The sequence below is a fragment of the Haladaptatus sp. AB643 genome (assembly GCF_024136975.1).
Classification (GTDB): Archaea; Halobacteriota; Halobacteria; order Halobacteriales; family Haladaptataceae; genus Haladaptatus.
In genome coordinates this window covers 54,989-76,270 of the sequence record NZ_JAMYJW010000019.1, presented here as the reverse complement: position 1 = coordinate 76,270, position 21,282 = coordinate 54,989, and the positions used below count along the sequence as shown (strand labels likewise).

Genomic DNA, 21,282 nt, shown 5'->3' with positions numbered 1-21,282 from the left:
GGAGGACGTCGCTCGCGTTCATGTAGTACGGGATTTCCTCGTGTGGAACGCCGGACACCGCACGCAGGTCGGCATCGACGTCGGCCTGCTCGACGATGCGTTTCGCCCGCGCGAAGTCCTTGACGTCCCGCGAGGTGTCGTACGGAAAGAGGACGATGGGGACGTCGGAATCCCAGCCGATCCGTTCGCGGGCTTCCCGCTGTGGGATCGGTCGAAAACGTTCGGTATCGACGCCGAACGGGATGAGCGAGTGGGGGCCGGAGTAGTTGGCGGCCATCGCTTTCGTCGGCAGGATAACCGCATCCGCTTGCCGCGCAACTGCCGTACTGAGACGGGGGAGCCACCCGTTTTCGCTCATCAGGTCGGTTCCCCAAAACGTGATCACGAGCGGGCGAATGGGTTGAGCGAGCGCGAAGGGGGTGACGAGGCCGTAGTTCGCGTGGACGAGGTCGTACTCGGAGAGCGAATAACGGAGTACCGTGGGATAATAGCGTAGATAGTCGGTTATCGAACGGCCGCCCTCCGCCGGACGAGGGACCGTTACCGTCGTGCACTCGATGTTTCGTTCCTCCAACTCTCGAATCTGGAGGTCGAAGAACGGACGCGGTGTCGTGACGAGTTGTAACACCTTCATTCTCTCGTGTCGCTCGACTCGGGTGCCGTCCGTTCCGATAGACGTCATTCTCTGTCGTATCGATGCTCCATGCGGCTTTTATTATATACCGACTAAGCATCGTGAACACGGAATCGGTGCTCGGAAGGGATTTTTGTTTTTGATTTAATGATGTCTTATATATGTATTTGAATTCTGGTATAGTGATTGACCTGACTGTTGGATATGACTGATGATTTTTCGACTCGTTTTGGGGCCTCATCGATTGTGTGGTGAGTTACCATAGTCATGGGACTTAAAGAATGGAACTACTAAGCCACAGACTTTGGCCAAAAGGTTCTAATATAGATTATTGTTGACCGTCAGAACTGCCAACGTACCTGTCTTCCGGTACATCGGGATGGGATTCCTCTCTCACGACGGTTGTCAGTAAACGCTGGGATTCAAAATGACTCAAAAAATCGACGCACATCAATCAAGCGACAATAACGATAGAAGATCGACGCACGGAGCATCACGACGTACTTTCATGAAGGGGGTGAGCGCAGCGGGGTTATGTGCGATCGGGGCACGAACGATGTCCGGTCGAGCGAGTGCGCAGATCCCATACGCTGACGACTACGATACGGTTGTTAACCTCGTAGAAGACGGTGGTGCCGACCCCAACAACGGGGATTCCATCACACCCGTCCTTCGCGAGTATGCGGACGATGATACGCTTCTCTATCTCCCATCGGGCCGCTACTACATGGACGAGCAGTTCCGGCACACCGGATTCGACAACTTCGGAATCGTCGGAGAAGACGACACGACCATCGTCCCAGCAAACTACTTCGATTTCAACGACAGGGATTGGAACTACCGGCTCTTCCGCCTCGGTATTTCCTACAATCCCGGGAGAGATCTCCGTGTCGAGAACCTCAATATCGACCAAACAGCGGACGATACCGGAATCCGCGTCATCGAAGCAGCCGTCGATGACGGTCTCCTCGTCCGCGACATCGACATTAAGGGCAAACACGACAGCGGAACGTGGGGGCCAGGTCGATTCGTCATTACTGATTCCGACGGAACGGGTGTCGTCGAGCGGTTCCACGCACCGGACGGCGGCGCATGGGAAAAGAACACCCCCGGGGACCGACTCTGGCGGGGCCCCACCGGTATCATCTGCAACCACTACAACCGCGGCCGAATGACGTTCAAAGATTGCAGTCTCGGCGGCTTCCCGGACAACGGTCTGTATGCCGCCAACGGTTCGGGAAAAATCGTCATCGACGGAGGACACTACGAGAACAGCCAGACAGCAAGCCTCCGAATCGGTGGTGAGAACAGCATCATCAAGAATGCGACCGTATCCGTGAACGAGAGCGATGGGAAGTCCAACCAACACGCGATTCGCGTCGAGAACACGAATTACATCCGTATCGTGGACTGTGATGTCGAGGTGACCGACCCGAACGGCCACGCCATCAAGTCGATGGACGTCGGACTGCTAAGCGTCGATGGGTCGACCGTTCGAACCGCTGGAGACGACGTCGTGCACGCGTTGGTACTGCAGGGTAGAACCGACAAAGCGCGAATCAAGAATTCGACGTTCGTCCACGATGCGGACGGTGGTTTCTCGATATGGATTCACGACGGTGACGACCAAGTCTTCGTCGAGAATTCGAAATTTACTGGAGACGGAGGTCACGTTAGCGCACGTGCCGCCATCCGCTGTGACCGAGACGACTGCGAGTTCCGGAATCTCGACGTCGAGCAAACCGGTTCGTCCCGTCGCCGGTCACTCGAAATCACCAGCGACGACTGTCTAGTCTACGATGGAAGTTACATCGGGGAGATGACACCGATAATCGACGCTGGAAGTAGTACGTGGATACAGAGTATCTATTCAGAAGCGGTCAACGGCTCCGCTGGGCTTCGACTCACCGACAGCAGCAGGGACGTGTACATCAAGAAGAACACCATCGTCAACGGTATCGACGACCGTGGCAGCTACGGACTCGCTGGCTGGGGCAACGACTTTAGCGCATAAACAGCGATCCCGGACAACCGTCCTATCCGGTCATTCTCATCGTATTATCACCGACACCATCCGATCTAGTTAGTGTATAATAAAGCCCCTTTGGTGGGAAATGGATATCGAGTGTCATCCGAAGAAGACCCCGGTGAAGAGAACGTAGGGTGGTAATTTCGTGCAACGAAGCATGATGAGCGGTCTGCTCTCTGTTGCGGGGACGAAAGTGCTTACTCTGATTATCGGGCTCATCACGACACCGATACTGTATCGGTTGCTCGAACCGAAAGGAGTCGGCATCTACACCACCGTTCTCTCGGTGTTTTCGATGTTCATGATACTGGTGAGCTCCGGCATTACCGATGGGGTTCGTAAATTCCTCGCCGAGGACAGGGATATGGACTGCTGGGAGGAGCACGTCGTCGGGTTTTACTTCAGACTCGCCCTGTTGCTTTCCGTCGCCGGATCGATCGTCCTCGCGCTCTGTGCGTGGTTTGGACTGGTCAAGCAGGTGTTCGGTCCCGACTTCGAGCCGTACTTCTACATCCTCGCGCTCCTCGTCATGACACAGCAGTTCCGTGCGTATTCCCGACGGACGCTGATGGGGTTCGGGCTGGAACGCTACTCGGAACCGTTGAAAATCGTTCAACAAGTCGTGTTCCTCGCCGTCGCGCTCCCGTTGGTCAAACTCGGCTTCGGTGTCGGTGGTGCGCTGGCCGGGAAGATAGTGGGAGGTGCGCTCGTCGCGGTCATCGGGATGATACTGGTCACGAGACAGGTGTCACTCAGCGGCGTCGTTCGAAAAACACCGAACGAATTCCCGAGGCGGACGATGTTGACGTTCAATTCGTTGTCCATCGTCCTCATCTTCCTCCTCATGTCGCTGTACCACGTCGACATCCTGATGCTGCAACTGATATCGGGAAGTAACGAGCAAGTCGGGTACTACCGTGCCGCGCTAAAGCTCGCGGAATTCCTCTGGTTCATTCCGATGGCTCTGCAAACCGTGTTCGTCCACTCGATGTCGGAGCTGTGGTCGAACGGTGAAACCGAGCGGATTTCGAAGCTCTCGGCGCTGACGACCCGTTATACGTTCCTGCTGACCGGAGTGATGGCCCTCGGACTGGCAGCACTTTCCAACGTCGCTGTCCCCGTGTATTTCGGCAAGGAATATATGCCAGCGGTTACTCCCCTCATCCTCCTGTTGCCGGGAGCGCTTGGCTTCGCGGTTGCACGGCCGATCCTCGCCATCTCCCAGGGGAAGGGGAATCTGAAGTATCCGATCCTCGCCACGGGAACCGCCGCCGGTATGAACTTCGTGCTGAACCTCCTTCTCATCCCCCGATACGGGATGCAAGGTGCGGCCATCTCCACGAGCATCGGATACGGTTCGATGTTCATCTTCCACATTTGGAGCGCTCGAAGAGTCGGGTTCAACCCGCTTTCGGATGCCCGTCTGGGACGGGTACTGGTGACCACGATACTGTCGGCACCACCCATCTTTGTGCTCGCGAATTGGTTGGACGTTCGGCCACTCATCTTCGGGATTCACGTCCCGCTGTCGCTGGTCACGGTTCCACCACTCGGACTTGCGGTCTTCGCGTTCTTCTGCTTTGCAACAGGCGCGTTAGGAGTCTCTGAAGTCCTCGATACGGTCTCGTCGTTCCCTGAACCGCTCGGCTCGCGTGCCGAAACACTGCAAACGAAAGTGAGTGAAAACACGATGTCAACCGACTCGATACAGAAACTGATGATCGTCGCTGGAGTCCTGTTGTTCGTCTCGGGGATCGGATACGCGTTCCTCGACCCCGGCTTCGGCGGGATTGGCGGGCCAACGCAAGGATCGTCGGTGAACAGTACACAAACGACAGACCCCGGAACGACGGGGGCCGGGACGACACATAGCACCACACCGTCGAAATCACAGACCACGACGAAATCGAAGGAAACCACGAAAGGGACGACTGCATCGTCCTCGACGACGATTTCCACACCACCGCCATCCTCGAGTACGACGAGTACGACGTCGCCACCGGACTCATCAACCACGTCGAGTACCAACCCGCCGCCATCCTCGAGTACGACGAGTACGACATCGCCACCAACGTCGGGAACGACGACGAGTTCCACGACATCGACGACGAGTACCACCTCGACGTCGGCAGGGACGACCACGACAACCACCACAACCCCCGCGACGACCAGTACGACCACTACAACGACGAACTCGACGACAACTTCGGGATCCGCGAGTACGACGACTACGGGTTCGACGACCACCTCGGGATCAACAAGTACGACGACTATGAGTTCGATGACTACCACGGGATCAACAAGTACGACGACTACGGGTTCGACGAGTACCACGACTCCAACGTCGAGTACCACATCGTCATCCAGCACAACTGGTAGTTCGACAGGAACGACTAGCACTACATCGTCCGGAACGTTTCTGATCGCCCCCACGCTGGGAGCCATCACGAACTGAGCGGTCGTTGATGGCGTGTGACGCAAAACCCATCGTGGAGGATATCGGAATTCGAATCCGGAGTGTCAGAGTCGATTGAGGGGAGCGGTTTCGAACTAGCGGATACGTACGTGCCGTAGCGGAGAGGTACTCCTTTTCGGGACATCATCGAGCCACAAGGGGGATTTCTCGACGGACATCGTTCGGCGAATAGCATGTGAGCACAGGCCTCCATCGACGAACACACGAGGGACAAACCGCGGTGGACATGCCCGACACACGAACCAACCGAATCGAGCGGAGAGCGTCGGATCGAAGCGGCGGGAGGAGAGTACACGAAAGTCGGAGACGGCCCTCCATCGAGTCACAGTCCGAGGGGATCACCCTGTGCCGACCCGTGTCCATGATGGTGAGACGGCCAGGACGGTCGAAACAACGACCACGTAGCCCACGAAAGGGATGAACGGATAAAGCCGAGCGCGAGACGGATCGGCGTCACGAGTGACGGGAAATCCGTACGACTCGTGGATGGAATCCAAAAAAAGGACGACGGTCGTGCGGGGAGAGAAAGCGAATGACGGGCGGGTCGAACGATTTAGATGATCATTCCCTTCTTCTCGAGGTCGGAGAGGGTGACGACTTCGACGTTGCTCTTTTTGATGTGGTCCAAGATGGCCTTGAACTTCTTCTCCGAGAAGCCTTCGTCGCCGCCGATGCGGTGGAACAGAAGCGGAGTCAACTGCTTGTACCGCGCAGCGTAATCGATCAGCTGTTTGGACGTCTTCACGCTGCTGTCACCGTATGCGCGCGAGATGAGGGTGTTCTTCTTGATGACGGGAAGCGCGTTCGGTGAACCACCGAACGTCATCGTCACGTCGTAGTACTTCTTGGCGAGTTCGAACGTGTCCGCACCGACCACGTTCTTCGGGACGGCCATGTACTTGTAGCCCTCGTAGCCGTACTGCTTGAGCCACTGTTGTGACTCCTTCATCAATTGCTCCTGGTTTTTACGTGAACGTTGGTCCATCGACTTCGCCCCCGTGTTCGGGTGAGAAATCATGTCCCAGCCGTCCCCGACCATCTCGTTCATCTGTGTTCGGTTGAGATAGCCGTCGTCGAAGACCGCGTCGGTGATGATGGCGTCGACACCGGGGAAGCCGTACTTCTTCATGTACTTCTTGTACGCAACCGAGTACTGCGATTCGGCCCCGTCGTCGAACGTGAGCATGACCATACCCTTCTCCGGTGCGGGTACCGTCTTCAGGTCGTCCACGTAGAATTCGATGGGTGTCGTCGTGTTGGGGTCACGTGGACGGCCGGTGATTCGAATACCGTAGATCTTCGAGAGGTCGATCTTTTTCGGGTCCATCTGGTTGGTGACACCGAGGTTGATGCGCACCCACTTCCCTTTCGGGCCGTAGAGTGTGCGCTTCAGCGTGACGATGTGGCCACGGTCGGGCGCGTACAGCTCAATGTCGACCTTCGATTCCTTGTGTGACGTACACTTGTACGCGATCGAGAGGTTCTTGTCGCTGAGGTCGGCAGGGTTGCTACCGAAGTTGACGCGCTTGATTTGACCGTACTTCGTCTTCTTGCTTCCCGTGATGTGGGCCGACTGTGAACCCTCGTATTTCACCTTCGTGCTCTTTTTGAGGCTCCCTTGCCCGCTAGTCGCACTCCAGTTACCGAGCTTTTCGAAGCTCTCGAAAGTCTCCGGACCGCTCTGTTGGTTGCCGCCGTCGTTGGTGGTCGTGTCGTTACCACCCTTTGTGGAGGTCGTTCCCTTGCCGTCGCCCTTCTTGGTGGTACTCTTCGTGGAGGTGGTGGAGCTATCGTCACTCCCAAAGGCGGAACATCCGGCGAGACCGGCCGCACCGGCCGCACCGACCGTCGCCAGAAACGTGCGTCGTGTCTGTCGTCTCATCGCTACCCTACCTAACCAGGCATAGGTATTTTCTTATATGGAGCTTAAGGGTACAATGTCAATGATTGTGCATATGGGAAAATCGGTTCGAAAGCACCGTTTACAACGTTTCCAACAGAGGGAAAACGTGGAGGAATTGAACTAGGCACCAGATAATTAATATGTGGGGTCGATACCGCACTTTTGATGGCGTCAGACAGGAAAAATCGAAATATTACGAGTCGTAGAACCTATCTTAAACTTACTGGAGCAATTGCGGCATCGGCTGCTGTCATGGGATCTGCTTCTGCAAGCAAGTCCGATTATGAAGACCAGTACGATACCGTCATTGACGTGACAGAGGTAGGGGCTGACGACGGAGGGGACGAGTCGATTACACCGATTCTCCGGGAACATGCGGACGACAACACGCTCCTTTACTTCCCATCGGGGCGGTACTATATGGACGAACAGTTCCGATTTACTGGGTTCAATAACTTCGGTCTCGCCGGCGACGACGCGGAGCTCGTTCCGGCAAACTACCACGACTTCGACAGTGGGGGCGATGGGAATTACCGTCTTTTCCGACTGGGAGTCGAATACGAACCGGGAACGGATCTTCGTGTCGAAGGGTTCACCGTCGATCAAACGGCCGACAACACGGGAATTCGTGTCATCGAGGCGGCCATCGATGACGGTCTCCTCGTCCGCGACATCGAAGTTCTCGGCCAACACGACAGTGGAACGTGGGGTCCAGCGCGGATGGTCATCACGGATTCCGACGGAGAAGGTCTCGTAGAACGGTTCCACGCACCGGATGGCGCAGCATGGTCCAGCGAAACGCCGAGCGATGCGCTCTGGCGTGGTCCGACGGGAATCATGTGTAACGACAATAACGAAGGGACGATGACGTTCCGTGACTGTGTGCTCGGTCCCTTCCCTGACAACGGTCTGTACGCCGCAAACGGCAACGGTTCCGTGCAAATCGAGGGGGGCCGCTTCCAGAACAGTACGGGGACGAACGTCCGTCTCGGCGGTCACGACAGCTATATCAAAGACGCCACGATCATCGTGGACCAGGAGAACCCGCACGGAATCGCCCAGCGTGGTCTCCGCATGGAGAAGGGTAACCTGCTCGTCGCCGAAAACGTCGATTTCCAGACGAACGTCGAGGAAAGTCCGGCGATATGGGTGACGCACGATGCCAACTACAATTACATCAAGAACTGTACCGTCACCGTCCGAACGGACGATCCGACGACCGCAGTCATGATTCGCGGTAGTGCGGGACACACGCGTATCGAAAATACCGAAGTCAAGCACGATACGGGTGGCGGTCCAGCCATCAAAATCAAGGACGGCGACGATCCCGTTTACCTCGAAAACGTCACTATCACGGGAGAGGCACCGACTGTGGGATCGCGAAGCGCCATCCAAAACAACCGTGACGACTGTGAGTTCCGAGCTGTCAACGTCAACTACAGTGGTGGCTGGGGTCGACGCGCACTGACTATCGCAGGCGACAACTGTCTGGTTTACGAGGGAGATTACGTCTCCGAAGATCACCCGCTCGAAATCAGTGGCAACGGAACGTGGATCGAAGGGGTATCTGCACGCTCACGGCGTGACGATGTCGCACTGCTCCTCACGAGTGACTCCGAGGATACGTACGTCAAGAAGAGCGACCTCGACAACGGCATCGATGACCGTAGCTCCGACGGATACGACGGTTGGGGCAACGACTTCTGATCGGCGACCACTGTTCCCCGCTTTCGACATCGACTCAGGTTTGTGACCGCGTCGCCCGAATGTGATAGGCATCGGACCGCTCGCTCAGCCGTTCGACGTCGAATCCGTGATCACGGAGATACGCCTCGATTTCCTCTGTCGAGGTGTCATAGTGGCGGCTGAGTTCGTGATGGAGTTCTGCATACACGACACGAATGTCCGGAAGGATCGATTCGAATCCACGGAGAACCTGTAACTCGGCACCTTCGACGTCTATTTTGAGAATATCGGGGGATGGATATCGCCCCGCTTCGACCAGCGTTTCGCCCCGGTACACATCGATGTCGAGTTCGCCATCGACCGAAAGGGAGTGTTTTCCTTCGCCGTAATTGAGACTCCTGATCGCAAGCGATCCGATCCCGTCCTCGTCCGAGAGGGCGATCTCGGCGACTTCCCACCGATCGATGGGGACGTTCGCGGAGAGGTTGTGTCGGAGACGAACCGCGTTCGTCGGCATCGGTTCGAATGCAATGACCCTCCCGCTCCGGAGACGCTTTCCGACAAAGCACGTGTGTGTCCCGATGTTCGCACCGATATCGTACACTACATCCGACTCGCGGACGTCCTGGAGCAAGGATTCGATGACGGCTTGTTCGCCGACGAGCGAGGATGCTCTGTGATACTCGGTTCGAGAATCGGTCGCGAATTCAGTGGTAACACCGTCGATCGTCACCGTAGTAGACCAGAGATGAATCGCGAGTTTGGCGTGCCAGTAGAGCGTTGACAATGCTGGTGCGATACCCGTCCGCTTACACCATTTCCAAGGGCGGCTTTGGGCGATAAACCGCTCTAAATCACGCATACGAATGTATCATGAGGCGACTCATAAATATATATCACAGATAATCCGAAGCCGAACGGGGGGTGGATGAATTAGCAGGGCCATAACGAAGTCAATAAAGGATATATGTTATATCGAGTATCGGACGATATCCACACCACATATCAATATATTACTATTCTACACCGATGAATGCGTTATTTCTACCGAATCACGACGATGATCCGTATTTAGACGCATCCTCATCTCTGGGAGTGCCACGCCCGCGATGAGTAGCAGATCACCGCTCGAATTGTTTCAGTGGCTAAAGCGCGTGTTGTCACCCCGGGGCGGCGTCTCGGAACGGGCAGTGAAAAGCGGCATCTGGGCGTCGATGGCGAACTTCATCGGACGTGGACTACAGCTCGTCAAGCTAATCGTCCTCGCAAACATCCTGACACCGGTACAGTTCGGGCTGGTCGCGTACGCGTTGTTAACGTTGGCCGCCATGCGACGCTTGTCGAATCTCGGTATCAAAGAGGCACTCATCCAAAAAGAGGAGGACGGCGTCAACGAATACCTCGATACTGCATGGACGTTGACGGTGATTCGTGGCACGATCCTCTCGATAATCGGGTTTCTCGGCGCACCGTACATCGCGACGTTTTTCGGGGCAGGACCGCCGGCGACGCAGGTCATACGGGTGATGTCGTTGGTACCATTTTTGACGGGGATCCAGAATCCCGGTATCGTCTATTTCCAGAAAAACCTGGATTATGATAAGCAGTTCGTCTATCAGGTCGGAAAAGCAGTCGTCGCGGTCGGTGTCACGATCGGGTTGGCGTACCTGTGGGAAAACGTCTGGGCACTCGTCATCGGCGACATCGCAGGCGTGCTGACGGCAACGACGTTATCGTACGTCCTTCACGACTACAAACCGTGGCCGAGTATCGATAGGGAGCAAACCAGGGATCTGGTCGGCTACGGAAAATGGATTACCGCGTCCGGAATCGTCGTCTTTCTCACGACGGAGGGGGACGATATGTTCGTCGGATGGTTACTTGGGAACGCCGCCATCGGGATCTACCAGTACTCGTACAAAGTTTCAAACGCTCCGGCGACGGAAGTGACGAAGGTACTATCGAGCGTCATCTTCCCGACCTACTCGAAACTCCAGAACGACGCCTCGAACCTCCGTCGCGCGTTTTTCAAAACGGTACAACTGGCCACGTTCGTCTCGATCCCACTCGCCGTGGGTATCGTCGCCGTCGCGCCCGTATTCGTCGATGCGTTTCTCGGGGCGGAGTGGCAACCCGCAGTCCAAATAATGCAGTTGCTCGCGCTGTGGGGTATGCTTCGTTCGATCGGTTCGACGACGGGGCCGTTGTTTCAAGCGGTCGGGAAACCCGATATCGCCACCAAGATACAAGTCGGAAAGCTGGTCATCCTCGTGATCGCAATCTATCCAGTAACCGAAGCCTACGGTATCGTCGGAACGAGTGCGCTCATCGTGGGTAGCGGGCTGTTCTTCTCGGAACCGGTCGCAACGTACCTCGCCGTGCGTGAGGTCGAGGGAAGCTATCGTCAGTTCCTTCGTCTCCTTTTCTATCCGCTCACGGCAAGCCTCGGTATGCTCGCCGTCGTAACCTTCGTCGGCGCACGACTCCCATTCGGAGGAGTTCCGAAGTTCCTCGTCATGGTCGCCACCGGCGCGGTGTTCTACGGGATGGCCATCCTTGTGATGGAGACCTGGGGAAACTACGGAATCCGCGACGTGTTCCGGACGATGGTCGGTGCTATCGGAGAATGAGGACCGTTTCAGATACTCCTAAACACAATATTCCTGATGTTATACTGTGTATAGTTAACCGCCATTGAGGCTATAGTCATAGTAGAGCCAACCGTGACACGAGCGAGAGCAGAAGAAACGAGAGGAAATCGGCGTGCAGCCGTCGACCGTCGTGGCACGGAACAACCGCCCAATACCCCAATAGAGGAGGACGAACGATGAACAAAGAGATATTTGGTGTCTTCGGTGATAAGGATGAATTCGAACGGTTCCGCTCCGAGCGGGAATTCGACGATATCGTGACGAGTGAAGTCGCGACCGTCGGAATTCGGGATACAGGGCTCGGGATTCCAGGCCGGAGCGCCTCCTATTCCGGCGACCTCGGGTCATGTGTCATTTGGGGGGAGGCATACCCCAACAAACGAGGCTGGTCCGAACCCGCCCGTTGGCTGCTGGAACAGTACGTAGAGAAGGGAAAAGACGCCGTTCGGGATCTCAACGGATCGTATCTCGCATTCATCCAACACGAGGGGGAAACGGTCGTCATCACCGATCCGATTCGGTCGTGGGAGTGTTTCTACACCGACGATCCGGGTGTCCGCGTGTTCGGGTCCGACGCGGCCGCGGTCGCAAAAACCATCGATAATCCCACGATGCGTCGCCAGTCCGTGGGTGAATTTCTCCACATGGGCGTCGTTCTAGGGGACAAGACGCTGTTTCATGAGCTCAGCCGAACGCCGTTCGACGGCTACCTGACTCCGAACAGTGTGAGCGAGCTCGACAGGTTCGTCTACGACGAACAGGAGATGGACTACGTGGACGAACTAGCGGACCGCCTCCAGCGTGCGATTCGTCTCCGTTCGCGCCAACCCGGCAAGAAGGGATTGTTACTGTCAGCGGGGTACGACTCACGGACGCTTCTGTCCCAACTTCCCAAGATCGATCACACGTACACTGTCGGAATGCCGGACGCACAGGAGGTAAAAGTCGCCCGTCGGCTGGCAAAGCAGTACGGTGTCGACCACACGACGCTGGTGACGAACGACCGTTACATCACTCCCGGCGAGCAGAAGGTCCGGGACACCAACGGCATCAAGGAGTCGATTCACATCCACCACGCGGGCTACAACAGCGAAATAGAGGTGGACACGATGTATCACGCTCTCCTGTTCGATACGCTGTTGAAGGGTTTCGGTCACAAGCGGACGGAGCTGAAGTTGTTCGGGAAGACGATTCCAACGAAGCGGATGGAGCCGAATCCCGACCCGGTCGAGGCTTCGCTCGATAACTTCGGGTACCTCCCCGATCACAGTGCTGAACTCGCCGAACAGTACACGTCGGACCCGGATGCCGCCGGAAAATTCGTCCGAAACGCCATCGACGCCGAGTTCGATCGCTGTTGGAGTCGAACCGACGACGTCCAGAACGCCCTCGCGCTGTTCAGTATCCGAAACCAACCGACGATTCCGTCCCGGACCCACCTCGCGGACAACTATCTCGAATCGTTCATCGCGGCCGACACGGAACTGCTGCAATGGCACCTCCAAACACCCCCGGAGTACCGCAACACGTCCACGGTGATTCGGGCGATTCGGCAACTGGATGAGGACCTGTTCCGTCACCGTCCGCCGGACCGTCCGTACACCTCGACGCTCCTGTCGGAGATGGAGCGGTTCGCACGCCGAAAGATCCCGTTCGTTACGGAATATCAGTCGGCGTGGCCCGACCGTCAGAAAGTGTACGACCGCTACAATCTCGACCAGCGGTTGTTCCCCGAGCACGAAACGATCCACGAGTTACCTTCACGGCACAAACTCAGGATCAACGATATGGTCGGATGGGTCGCCCAATGTTCGGAGAACAGGGTCAACCCGACTGACGTGCTGCATCTGCCGACGGAAGCCAAAAACACGGACGATGCGGGATCGAAAACGAACGGAGCGGACGAGGTTCCGTCGGAGAACTGATTAGCAGCCGTATAATAAAACCCGCGTACAACGACTTCCAGGATAATGAGTACGAATAGCCGCTGGTGGTTTCTCGACCTCACGCTGGCGCTTGTGCTGACTGTTGTCGGCGGTGTCGCTTCGTATATGGGGATCGGCGGACGATTACAGGTTGCGCTCGTGGTCCCGCTCGTCGTCTTCTTACCGGGGTACGTTCTCGTCTCGGCGCTGTTCCCGGAGGGAGGAGACAACGAGGAACGATCGTTCAAGCCGAGCGAAAACATCTCGGCGTACGCCATCGGAGGATCTGTGCGGGTCGCGCTCGCAGCAACCCTCAGCGTCGCCATCGTCCCGATGGTAGCCGCGCTGTCGAACTTCACGCCATGGGGGGTTCGTCTGCACCCGATTTTGTACGGTATCGTGATCTTCACCGCAGTGACCGGTGTCGTCGCGTTCGTCCGCCGGTTACGCGTGCCAGCGGAAAATCGGTATTCGCCCGGTCTTCCCGGACTGTTGTTCAGTCCAACGGATCGTTCGAACAGCGGATTGACGATGGCACTGAACGTGGGGATCGTCATCAGTTTCCTTCTGCTCGCATCTAGCGCCGGGTTCGCCGTGCTCCACCCGCCACAACCGAAGACGTTCACCGAGTTCTATCCGCAGACGAACAAGGTAGACGGCAACACACAGACGATGTATCAGTCGGACCTTGCCTCGGACGGCGTGACCGTCAACATTCACAACCACGAGGGGGAAACCGTGCAGTACACCGTCGTCGCCGTCCTCCAGCGGGTCGAGGACGGGAAAGTGACAGATCAATCTCAATTTACGAAAAAACAGGTAACGGTCGATGCGGGGCAGAAAAAGCAGGTAACGCTCACCGGCGACCCAGCGTTCACCGGGGAGAACGTTCGAGTTCAACTCTATCTGTACAAAGGATCGGCGTCGGGGCAACCGGACGAACAGGCCCGCGTTTGGCCGGTTTCGAGAAGTGCCTCCTCGGACCAAGGCGACAGTAGCGACCAGAATCAGGGGTCGGACAGCGGTCAGGAGACCACCCAGCAACAAACGACGGAACAGCGGACGACGGAACAGCAAACGACGGCCCAGCAGACGACACAGCGAACGACCCAACGGCAGAGCACCTCGACGAGTTCGCGGACGTCGTCAACGAGCAGTACGTCCACGACAGGGGGAACGACGACCACGACCAACGGAGGCGGCACATCGACGACATCGAGTACCACGACGACTACGACCACTGACGACGGCGGCTTCTTCTAATTCGACGGTCGGTCGGCCGTAGCTGGCCGATCGAATCCAAAATCCGGTCGTGTGTGACGTGTTTATCGGACAGACGGTGGAAAGACCACCCACGCGCACTCAAGGCTCGAAGGAAACGACGGGGGATTATTCGTACTGCTCGCAAACGTGGTGGACGCCTTCCTCGAAGCTGACTTCGGGTTCCCAACCGGTTTCGGTAGTGAACTTGGTCACGTCCGCCATCGTGTCGTGGACGTACACGTCATCCGGGATGGGATTCTCGACATACACGGGTTCGACGTCCGTGCCGAGTTCGTCGTTGATGTACTCGACCACGGTGTTGAAGTCGTGGCTCTCGCCGGTGCCGAGATTGTAAACGCCGGTCAGTTCGTTCTCCGCTGCGGCCTCCAGCCCGTTGACGATGTCCGTGATGTACGTAAAGTCGCGTGTCTGACTTCCGTCGCCGTAGATCTCCGGTGATTCTCCGTGAGCGATATCGTCGGCGAACTGGGCGATGATGTTGGCGAACTCCCCTTTGTGCTCTTCCGCACCGCCGTAGCCCTGATAGACGGAGAAGAATCGCATTCCGGCCATGTTCATGTCGTAGTGATGGGCGAAGTACTCGGCGTAGCGTTCGCGGGCCAGTTTGGACGCCTCGTAGCCCGTACGGGCTTCCACGTCCATGGATTCCGGGGACGGCTCCGTCCGACTACCGTAGATGGACGACGTCGTCGCGTACACGACGGTATCACAGCCGTCGTTCCGGGCCTGTTCGACGGTGTTGACGAACCCTTCGACGTTCACCCGTGCACCTTTCGTCGGGTTTTCCTCGTGCATCGCATAGGACGAGAGCGCAGCGAGATGGAAGACCACGTCCACGTCGGTCGGTAGGTCGTCTTCGAGGACGCTCCGTTCGTGGAACTCGACGTCGTCGTCGAGGTTTTCCTCGACTCCGAGATAACCATCGTCGATCGCAGTGACTTCGTTCTGTTTGGCGAGATGATTAGCGAGGTTCGAGCCGATAAATCCGGCACCACCGGTTACGAGAACGCGTTTTCCCTGCATGGTTCACCATCTGACAGGGTACGAAAAAAGGCTACTGGAACATCAAAGCGAAAACCTCGCCCGTCCGGGTGAGGAGGCTGTCAACCTCAGACAGTCCGATTGGCACAGAGCATCACGTCCCCGTTGTCGTAGAGGATGCTCTGGTCGGGACGGCAGATCTGTTGTTTGGAGACCTGTCGATAGACGGGAACGCTCGCGGTTTTATCGCCGTTGGCCTGCTCGGATTGGCTCTTGTTGAGCTGTTTGACGAGCTGGAACGACGGTGCCCCGGTGGACTCGTACTGTCGGTACACCGTAAGCGGATGGTCGGTCGGACCATCCCTGTTATCCGCCGAGAGATTGGCCGCAGTCGCCGGATACGCCCCTGTTCTGGCGAACACCGTTTGATACGGATGGTCGGTATGGATGAACAACGACTTATCCCGAGGGAGCTGGGACGAATCGGGCGACCCCGTCATATCCGCGATGGTGTGAACCGCCGCGATTTCCGACTCGGAGTAGGTCAGTCGCTCCTGGTCCTGCGGGAAGAACGGACTGTCCAACGTCCCGTGGCTGGAGATGACCATCACACTCGGGTACACGAGCGCGAGGACGACCAACACTGTAACCACGACGTTCCGGTTGAGGTTGTGCACGAGATAACCGACGCCCATCGCACCGAGGATGGCCATCGGCGCGTAGAGGAACGCGAACCAGCGCTGTGGGATGAAGTTTCGGATGCCGAACATCGGCAGACCGAGCGTGAAGGCCGTCATCACGAGCGTCGCGAACAACAGCGTAAACACCGAGTGTGAGATACGCTTCCGGCGAAGTACGTACAGACAACCGACGGTCGCCAACGCGAACAGGATCAGGAATCCCGACGCGTCGATGTACGTCTCGATATTTTGGAGAAGCGTCGGTGCGGAAAGCGTGATGAATTGGGAGTTGTTGCTCGCGAGATTGAACAGTCCCGCGCTCGATACCAAGGTCTGTTCCAGATACAACAACACCGTTGCGAGGAACGAATTCCCGTTGTACGGGGTGAACGACCACATGAACGTGATGAGCCCGATGTCGAACGCGAGGAGCCCCGCGAGGTTGACGGGTTCCAGTTTCCGATAGACACCCGGTCTCCGGGCCGTCGTCTGGAAGATGTCGAGCTTGAGCACGAACTGCGCCAAGAGTCCCGAGAACACCACGACGAGCATGATGAACGTCGACACCTGATGGGTCAGGATGATTGCGATGGAGAGGAACACGAGCAGGCCGAAGTCCCGTGCGTTGTACTCCAGGCGCATGATTCGCAGGAGCGCGTAGACGATGGCGATGAAGAACAACAGCCCGTGACTCGTCGGAATGATGTGAATCCCCCATTCGATAAAGTAGTCACCGAGCGAGTACAGCATCGCCGCGAGCACGGCCCACCGTACCGGAACGAGCAGCTTCGTCGCGCCGTAGACGAACAGAATCGCCATCGGCATCACGAGACCGATCGAGAGGTACAGCGCGTTCCGCAGCGACACGTCGTACAACATCGCGGAGGACGCAACGAGCAAGTGGAACAGCGGTGCCGCGATGTGTTTGTTCCCGTTCATCGCGGAGAGGGAGTGCTGTTCGAAAACACCACGGGCCAACTGTGTCATGTGCGTCCAGATGTCGATTCCGATGTACGTCGGTGTGGTGTACACCGCCGTGAGCCGAATGACGAACGCGAGCGCGATTACCTGGACCAAGAGAAGCGATGGGTGGAGGTCCTCGTCGTCCACGAACAGGATTTGAAGCATGATGAGCGTTCCCGTGATGCCCGAGAAAACGTAGAACAACCGGGAGCGCTCGCTCGCGTGCAGTGCGACGGCGATCATCGCGGTCATCAGCACGAAACTGATACTCGGGAGTACCTGTGCAACTAGCTGTGAGAACGATGGATACTCGTAAATCGTCTCTCGGTCGTTGCGGACAGCGAGCAGATAGAGTCCACAGCCGAGACCGAGGACGATGGGAATCGTCTTGATGTATATCTGTGAGGCGAAAAATCTCAGCGGAAACAGCCCGATGGCGACGATGAGGCCGATAATTGCCGCATCGACGTCGAACCGGCGCTGTTTCAACCAGCCAGACATACTCCCAAACATCGATTATCGCCTCCGTCCGTCAAATGGTGGTTCCGTCATCATAGTTAAACCTCCGCGCCCGGCCGTGTCGTTCGACCATGTGCATCCCGAGAACGGCCGGTGAGGGCGCGCAAAATGACATCGGTCGTATCGACTTTGTCATCGAGAAGCCGTTCTCGGCGTTGCTGCCAGTCGGTATCCCCTTCGAGGATGGAAACCGACTTTTCGAGCGCGCGTTCGTGTCGGTCTTCCTGCTGATAGTTGAACAGGAGTTCGTAGCGCTCGTCCAGTTCGTCCGTGTAGCCCATCGTTAGCGTGTTAACGTAGATGGCAGGCGTGCCGAGGACGGCACTCTCCGCCGCCATCGTCGCGCCTTCCCCGACGAACAAGTCGGCGAAGGCGAGCAGGTCGTGCATCCGGTGTGGCGCGACCGTTGCCCGGTGTGATTCGAGCGACGAGGGGAGCGAGCGCTCGGAGGTGATGAGCACCTCCGAACCGGCGTCCTCCAATTGCGTGACGACATCGCGTACGTCGTCGAATCCACCTTGTCCCACGTCGTGTGATGCACCCCACTCGACGAGCCTGAGGACGGTGAATTTCTCCTCGGGATCGAGACCGAGTTCCTCGACCACCGTTGGGTCGGGCGTGAATCGGTCGGGGTGGAGATACGCGAGTTCGTGATAACCGGGGTATCGAACCTGCTTCGAACCCACATCACGCGTGTAACAATCGGGGGTGTAGATGGCGTCAGCGAACGGAAACGCGAGGTTCTGAATGAGTTTCGCGTGCTCCGTGTCGTAGAAGATGACGCTGCGTGCGCGCACGGCCGTTGCCACGTGTGCGGCCGCCACACCGCCGATGGCGGTTATCACGTCCGGCTTCAACTGAACTGCTCGGCGGAGCAGACGCGCCTCGTAGGTCGCCTGTACCCGTGCCAGTTCCGACAGACCCGACGCGGTGCCAGCCAGCACCTCGTGGTCGATGTCGTACCGATGGAGCAGTTCGACCGCCATTTCCTTCTCACGGGCGAAGACGTGAACGTCGTGCCCCTCGTCCTCCAGTTCCGCTATCGCGTTGCGGAAGAAGTGGACGTGTGCCGGGTGCTGAATGGTGACGAACACTCTCATGGGTTCTCCCTCCTGTCGAGGACGATTCCGACGATGATTCCGACGACGCTGACGAGAAGCGACGTGAGCGATTTACGCGCGTCGTCGTTCTTCGTCCCGGTGAGGACCGAGCCCAACGCTCGGACACCGAGTGCGATCCCTGCCAACCCGCTGACGATGCCGAAGAGATAGGCGATACCGAGCGGGTGAGTTCGGTAGCGTGCCCCGAGCCGCCAGAAGAAGTTTCTGAGGAGCATGAGCGACACCTTCGGGATGTAGTCACCGTACTTGATGCTACTCTCCTCGTCACCGTAAGTCGCAGGCATATCCACGTCCGCGACCCGCATGCCGGCGACGTTCAGCTTCACGAGGATGTCGTTACAGTAGCCGTAGTACTCGTACATTCCTTCGAGGTCGATAGCCTCCAGCGCTGGCAACGAGATCGCCGTGTATCCGTTCTGTGGATCAGTTATGCTCCAGTAGCCGCTGGCGATGCGCGTCAACCCTGTCAACAACCAGTTTCCGAGTAGGCGGAATCGTGGCATCTCTTTGCGGAGTTCCGAGTTCGAAAGACGGTCGCCTTTCGTGTACTCGGCGTCTCCAGCCACGATCGGGTCGAGAAACCGAGTCATTATATCGGGATCCATCTGTCCGTCCGCATCGACGGTAACGGTGATGTCCGTTCCGTCCTCGCGGGCCGCGAGATACCCCGTTTTGATCGCCGCACCGGCCCCTCGGTTCACCGCGTGCTGAATGGCGACGACGCCACTGACGGTGTCGTCACTCTCCCCTGCACGGGGTGCACGCTCGATGGTTGCGTGTGCTCTAATTTCGTCCCACGTACCGTCGGTCGAGGCGTCGTCAACAGCGTAGATACGATCCACGAAGTCGGGGAGCGAGTCGAGAACATCGCCGACGAACCCTTCTTCGTTGTACGCGGGCACGACGACGCCTATCGTGTGCCCTTCGTACATCTACACCCTCCGGTAAGCGAATCCGGCGTCGAATACTTTCTCGGCGTTGAACGCGCCAGTTACGTCGATGAAGACTGGGTCGTCGTTCATCCGGTCAGCCATGTCCTCCAAGTCGAAATCGTAGAAATCCTGATGCGGCGTGGCGAGGACGATGCCGTCGTATCCGTCGAAGGAGAAATCGTCGTCCTCCTCCACGGAGATGCCGAACTTCTCACGCATGAGTTCGTTGTCACCGTGTGGATCGTAACCGACGGTCTCGATGTCGAACTCCTGGAGTTGACGAATGATGCCGTCCACTTTGGACGTGCGGATGTCGGCCACGTCCGGCTTGTAGGTCAGCCCGAGGATGAGGACACGACTGTCTCGAAGCGTCTTTCCTGCCCGATTCAGCTCCTTTATCATCATGTTAGAGAGGTGGGCAGGCATGGCTTCGTTGACGTCACGGCTCTGCTGGATGAGTTTGGGCGAGAATCCAGACTGCTTGGAACGATGGATGAAGAAGTACGGATCGACGGGGATGCAGTGACCACCGACCAGTCCTGGGCGGTAGTCGTGGAAGTTCCACTTCGTCCCCGACGCTTCGAGGACTGAACGCGTGTCGATGTCCATATCCATGCTGTCGAAGGCCATCGCCAGCTCGTTCACGAGCGCGATATTCAGGTCACGCTGGACGTTTTCTACCACTTTGCTCGCTTCCGCGACTTCCATGGAGTCCGCTTTGTGAACGCCCGCGTCGATGACGGTCGCGTACAGTTCGGCGATATCGTCACGAACCTCGTCGTTCATTCCGCCCACGACTTTCACGACGTCGCGGAGACCGTGCTCCGGGTCGCCGGGCGTTGCGCGCTCCGGCGAGTAGCCGACGAAGAAGTCCACACCGCAGGTCAGTCCGGACGCTTCTTCGATTGCGGGAACGAGGACTTCACGGGTCGCTCCCGGGAAGACCGTCGATTCGAGAATGACGGTCGTGTCGGGGGAGATGTGTTCGCCCACAGTTTTGCCGGCAGCCACCACGAAGTCGAGGCTGGGTTGGTCGTTTTTGTCGACCGGCGTCGGAACCGCGATCATCACGTAATCCGCACGGGTGATCTCATCGGGATCGTTCGTGTACGTGATTTCGCTCTCAGCGATCGCCTCGTCTCCGAGGTCTCCCGTGGTGTCAGTGCCGCCGCGAAGGGTTTCGACTTTGCTGTCGTCAATGTCGAAGCCGACGACGCTGTACCCTTCTTGGTCGAATCCGACTGCCAACGGGAGTCCAACGTAGCCGAGACCGACGACACAGATCGTCGCTTCCCGGGCCTCTGTTACGTCGCTCTCATCACTTCCAGCGTAGTCCGGCTGGCTGTCGATGTCTCCTATCGTCGAGTTCATGGGTGATTGTCCTCCATTCGAGTGCTCCCCGGTATCGACTGATACCAGAGCGACCGGCAGCGAGGGAAAGCGGAGGTTGAGTTTCCTTCGATTCTCCGGTCGGACTTTCCTCGTTAAAATCCATCAA

Annotated in this window: 14 protein-coding genes; 6 read left to right on the top strand and 8 right to left on the bottom strand. The window is 57.4% G+C overall.

Translation table 11 applies throughout. From position 1 onward, the window contains the following. The coding region (locus tag NKF25_RS23950) for a glycosyltransferase (protein WP_253229126.1) at positions 1-682 on the bottom strand (682 nt) is incomplete at its 3' end. A 508-nt stretch (positions 683-1,190) separates the two neighbouring features. Here NKF25_RS23950 and NKF25_RS23945 point away from each other — a divergent pair. Together NKF25_RS23945 and NKF25_RS23940 are read left to right on the top strand one after the other, a co-directional pair. Further along, complete coding sequence (locus tag NKF25_RS23945) at positions 1,191-2,648, top strand: right-handed parallel beta-helix repeat-containing protein (RefSeq protein ID WP_253229125.1); 1,458 nt, start codon at positions 1,191-1,193, stop codon at positions 2,646-2,648. A gap of 160 nt (positions 2,649-2,808) precedes the next feature. Then, positions 2,809-5,118: a polysaccharide biosynthesis C-terminal domain-containing protein gene (locus NKF25_RS23940; RefSeq protein ID WP_253229124.1), complete on the top strand. Its 2,310-nt coding sequence runs from the start codon at positions 2,809-2,811 to the stop codon at positions 5,116-5,118. 574 nt (positions 5,119-5,692) lie between these two features. Here the strand turns inward: NKF25_RS23940 and NKF25_RS23935 are convergent. Next, positions 5,693-7,021: a polysaccharide deacetylase family protein gene (locus NKF25_RS23935; protein WP_253229123.1), complete on the bottom strand. Its 1,329-nt coding sequence runs from the start codon at positions 7,019-7,021 to the stop codon at positions 5,693-5,695. A gap of 333 nt (positions 7,022-7,354) precedes the next feature. Between NKF25_RS23935 and NKF25_RS23930 the strand changes: the two genes are divergently transcribed. Then, positions 7,355-8,749, top strand: a complete 1,395-nt coding sequence (locus tag NKF25_RS23930) for a hypothetical protein (protein WP_253229122.1) — start codon at positions 7,355-7,357, stop codon at positions 8,747-8,749. Between the two features lie 34 nt (positions 8,750-8,783). Here the strand turns inward: NKF25_RS23930 and NKF25_RS23925 are convergent, their stop codons facing one another. Then, the gene (locus NKF25_RS23925) at positions 8,784-9,590 is read right to left on the bottom strand and encodes an FkbM family methyltransferase (RefSeq protein ID WP_253229121.1); all 807 of its coding nucleotides are present in this window, start codon (positions 9,588-9,590) and stop codon (positions 8,784-8,786) included. A gap of 247 nt (positions 9,591-9,837) precedes the next feature. On the opposite strand from NKF25_RS23925, the gene NKF25_RS23920 reads away from it, so the two are divergent. The 3 genes from NKF25_RS23920 to NKF25_RS23910 all read left to right on the top strand — a co-directional run bounded on the left by NKF25_RS23920 (position 9,838) and on the right by NKF25_RS23910 (position 14,567). Then, positions 9,838-11,358, top strand: coding sequence for a lipopolysaccharide biosynthesis protein (locus NKF25_RS23920; RefSeq protein ID WP_253229120.1), 1,521 nt, complete (start codon positions 9,838-9,840; stop codon positions 11,356-11,358). Between the two features lie 197 nt (positions 11,359-11,555). After that, positions 11,556-13,304 carry an asparagine synthase-related protein gene (locus NKF25_RS23915; protein ID WP_253229119.1) on the top strand — a complete coding sequence of 583 codons (1,749 nt, stop codon included), beginning with the start codon at positions 11,556-11,558 and terminating at the stop codon, positions 13,302-13,304. Between the two features lie 45 nt (positions 13,305-13,349). Then, entirely contained in the window at positions 13,350-14,567 is a 1,218-nt protein-coding gene (locus NKF25_RS23910) for a DUF1616 domain-containing protein (RefSeq protein WP_253229118.1), read from the top strand. A 126-nt stretch (positions 14,568-14,693) separates the two neighbouring features. Here NKF25_RS23910 and NKF25_RS23905 read toward each other — a convergent pair whose 3' ends face one another. From NKF25_RS23905 to NKF25_RS23885, 5 genes are all read right to left on the bottom strand, one after another. Beyond that, the gene (locus NKF25_RS23905; RefSeq protein WP_253229117.1) at positions 14,694-15,611 is read right to left on the bottom strand and encodes an NAD-dependent epimerase/dehydratase family protein; all 918 of its coding nucleotides are present in this window, start codon (positions 15,609-15,611) and stop codon (positions 14,694-14,696) included. A gap of 86 nt (positions 15,612-15,697) precedes the next feature. Continuing rightward, complete coding sequence (locus NKF25_RS23900) at positions 15,698-17,713, bottom strand: hypothetical protein (RefSeq protein WP_253229116.1); 2,016 nt, start codon at positions 17,711-17,713, stop codon at positions 15,698-15,700. A gap of 56 nt (positions 17,714-17,769) precedes the next feature. Continuing rightward, complete coding sequence (locus tag NKF25_RS23895; protein WP_253229115.1) at positions 17,770-18,831, bottom strand: DUF354 domain-containing protein; 1,062 nt, start codon at positions 18,829-18,831, stop codon at positions 17,770-17,772. Further along, complete coding sequence (locus NKF25_RS23890; RefSeq protein WP_253229114.1) at positions 18,828-19,784, bottom strand: glycosyltransferase family 2 protein; 957 nt, start codon at positions 19,782-19,784, stop codon at positions 18,828-18,830. Before NKF25_RS23890 ends, NKF25_RS23895 begins: the two co-directional genes overlap by 4 nt. After that, on the bottom strand, positions 19,785-21,155 hold the full coding sequence (locus NKF25_RS23885; RefSeq protein WP_253229113.1) for a nucleotide sugar dehydrogenase: 1,371 nt from the start codon (positions 21,153-21,155) through the stop codon (positions 19,785-19,787). Positions 21,156-21,282: the final 127 nt, after the last annotated feature.

What these genes read in the sequence shown, in the direction of transcription:
- NKF25_RS23890 (WP_253229114.1), bottom strand. Translation starts at nt 19,784, where the DNA reads ATGTACGAAGGGCACACGATAGGCGTCGTCGTGCCCGCGTACAACGAA.
- NKF25_RS23885 (WP_253229113.1), bottom strand. Translation starts at nt 21,155, where the DNA reads ATGAACTCGACGATAGGAGACATCGACAGCCAGCCGGACTACGCTGGA.
- NKF25_RS23900 (WP_253229116.1), bottom strand. Translation starts at nt 17,713, where the DNA reads ATGTCTGGCTGGTTGAAACAGCGCCGGTTCGACGTCGATGCGGCAATT.
- NKF25_RS23945 (WP_253229125.1), top strand. Translation starts at nt 1,191, where the DNA reads ATGTCCGGTCGAGCGAGTGCGCAGATCCCATACGCTGACGACTACGAT.
- NKF25_RS23925 (WP_253229121.1), bottom strand. Translation starts at nt 9,590, where the DNA reads ATGCGTGATTTAGAGCGGTTTATCGCCCAAAGCCGCCCTTGGAAATGG.
- NKF25_RS23935 (WP_253229123.1), bottom strand. Translation starts at nt 7,021, where the DNA reads ATGAGACGACAGACACGACGCACGTTTCTGGCGACGGTCGGTGCGGCC.
- NKF25_RS23895 (WP_253229115.1), bottom strand. Translation starts at nt 18,831, where the DNA reads ATGAGAGTGTTCGTCACCATTCAGCACCCGGCACACGTCCACTTCTTC.
- NKF25_RS23915 (WP_253229119.1), top strand. Translation starts at nt 11,556, where the DNA reads ATGAACAAAGAGATATTTGGTGTCTTCGGTGATAAGGATGAATTCGAA.
- NKF25_RS23905 (WP_253229117.1), bottom strand. Translation starts at nt 15,611, where the DNA reads ATGCAGGGAAAACGCGTTCTCGTAACCGGTGGTGCCGGATTTATCGGC.
- NKF25_RS23920 (WP_253229120.1), top strand. Translation starts at nt 9,838, where the DNA reads ATGAGTAGCAGATCACCGCTCGAATTGTTTCAGTGGCTAAAGCGCGTG.
- NKF25_RS23910 (WP_253229118.1), top strand. Translation starts at nt 13,350, where the DNA reads ATGAGTACGAATAGCCGCTGGTGGTTTCTCGACCTCACGCTGGCGCTT.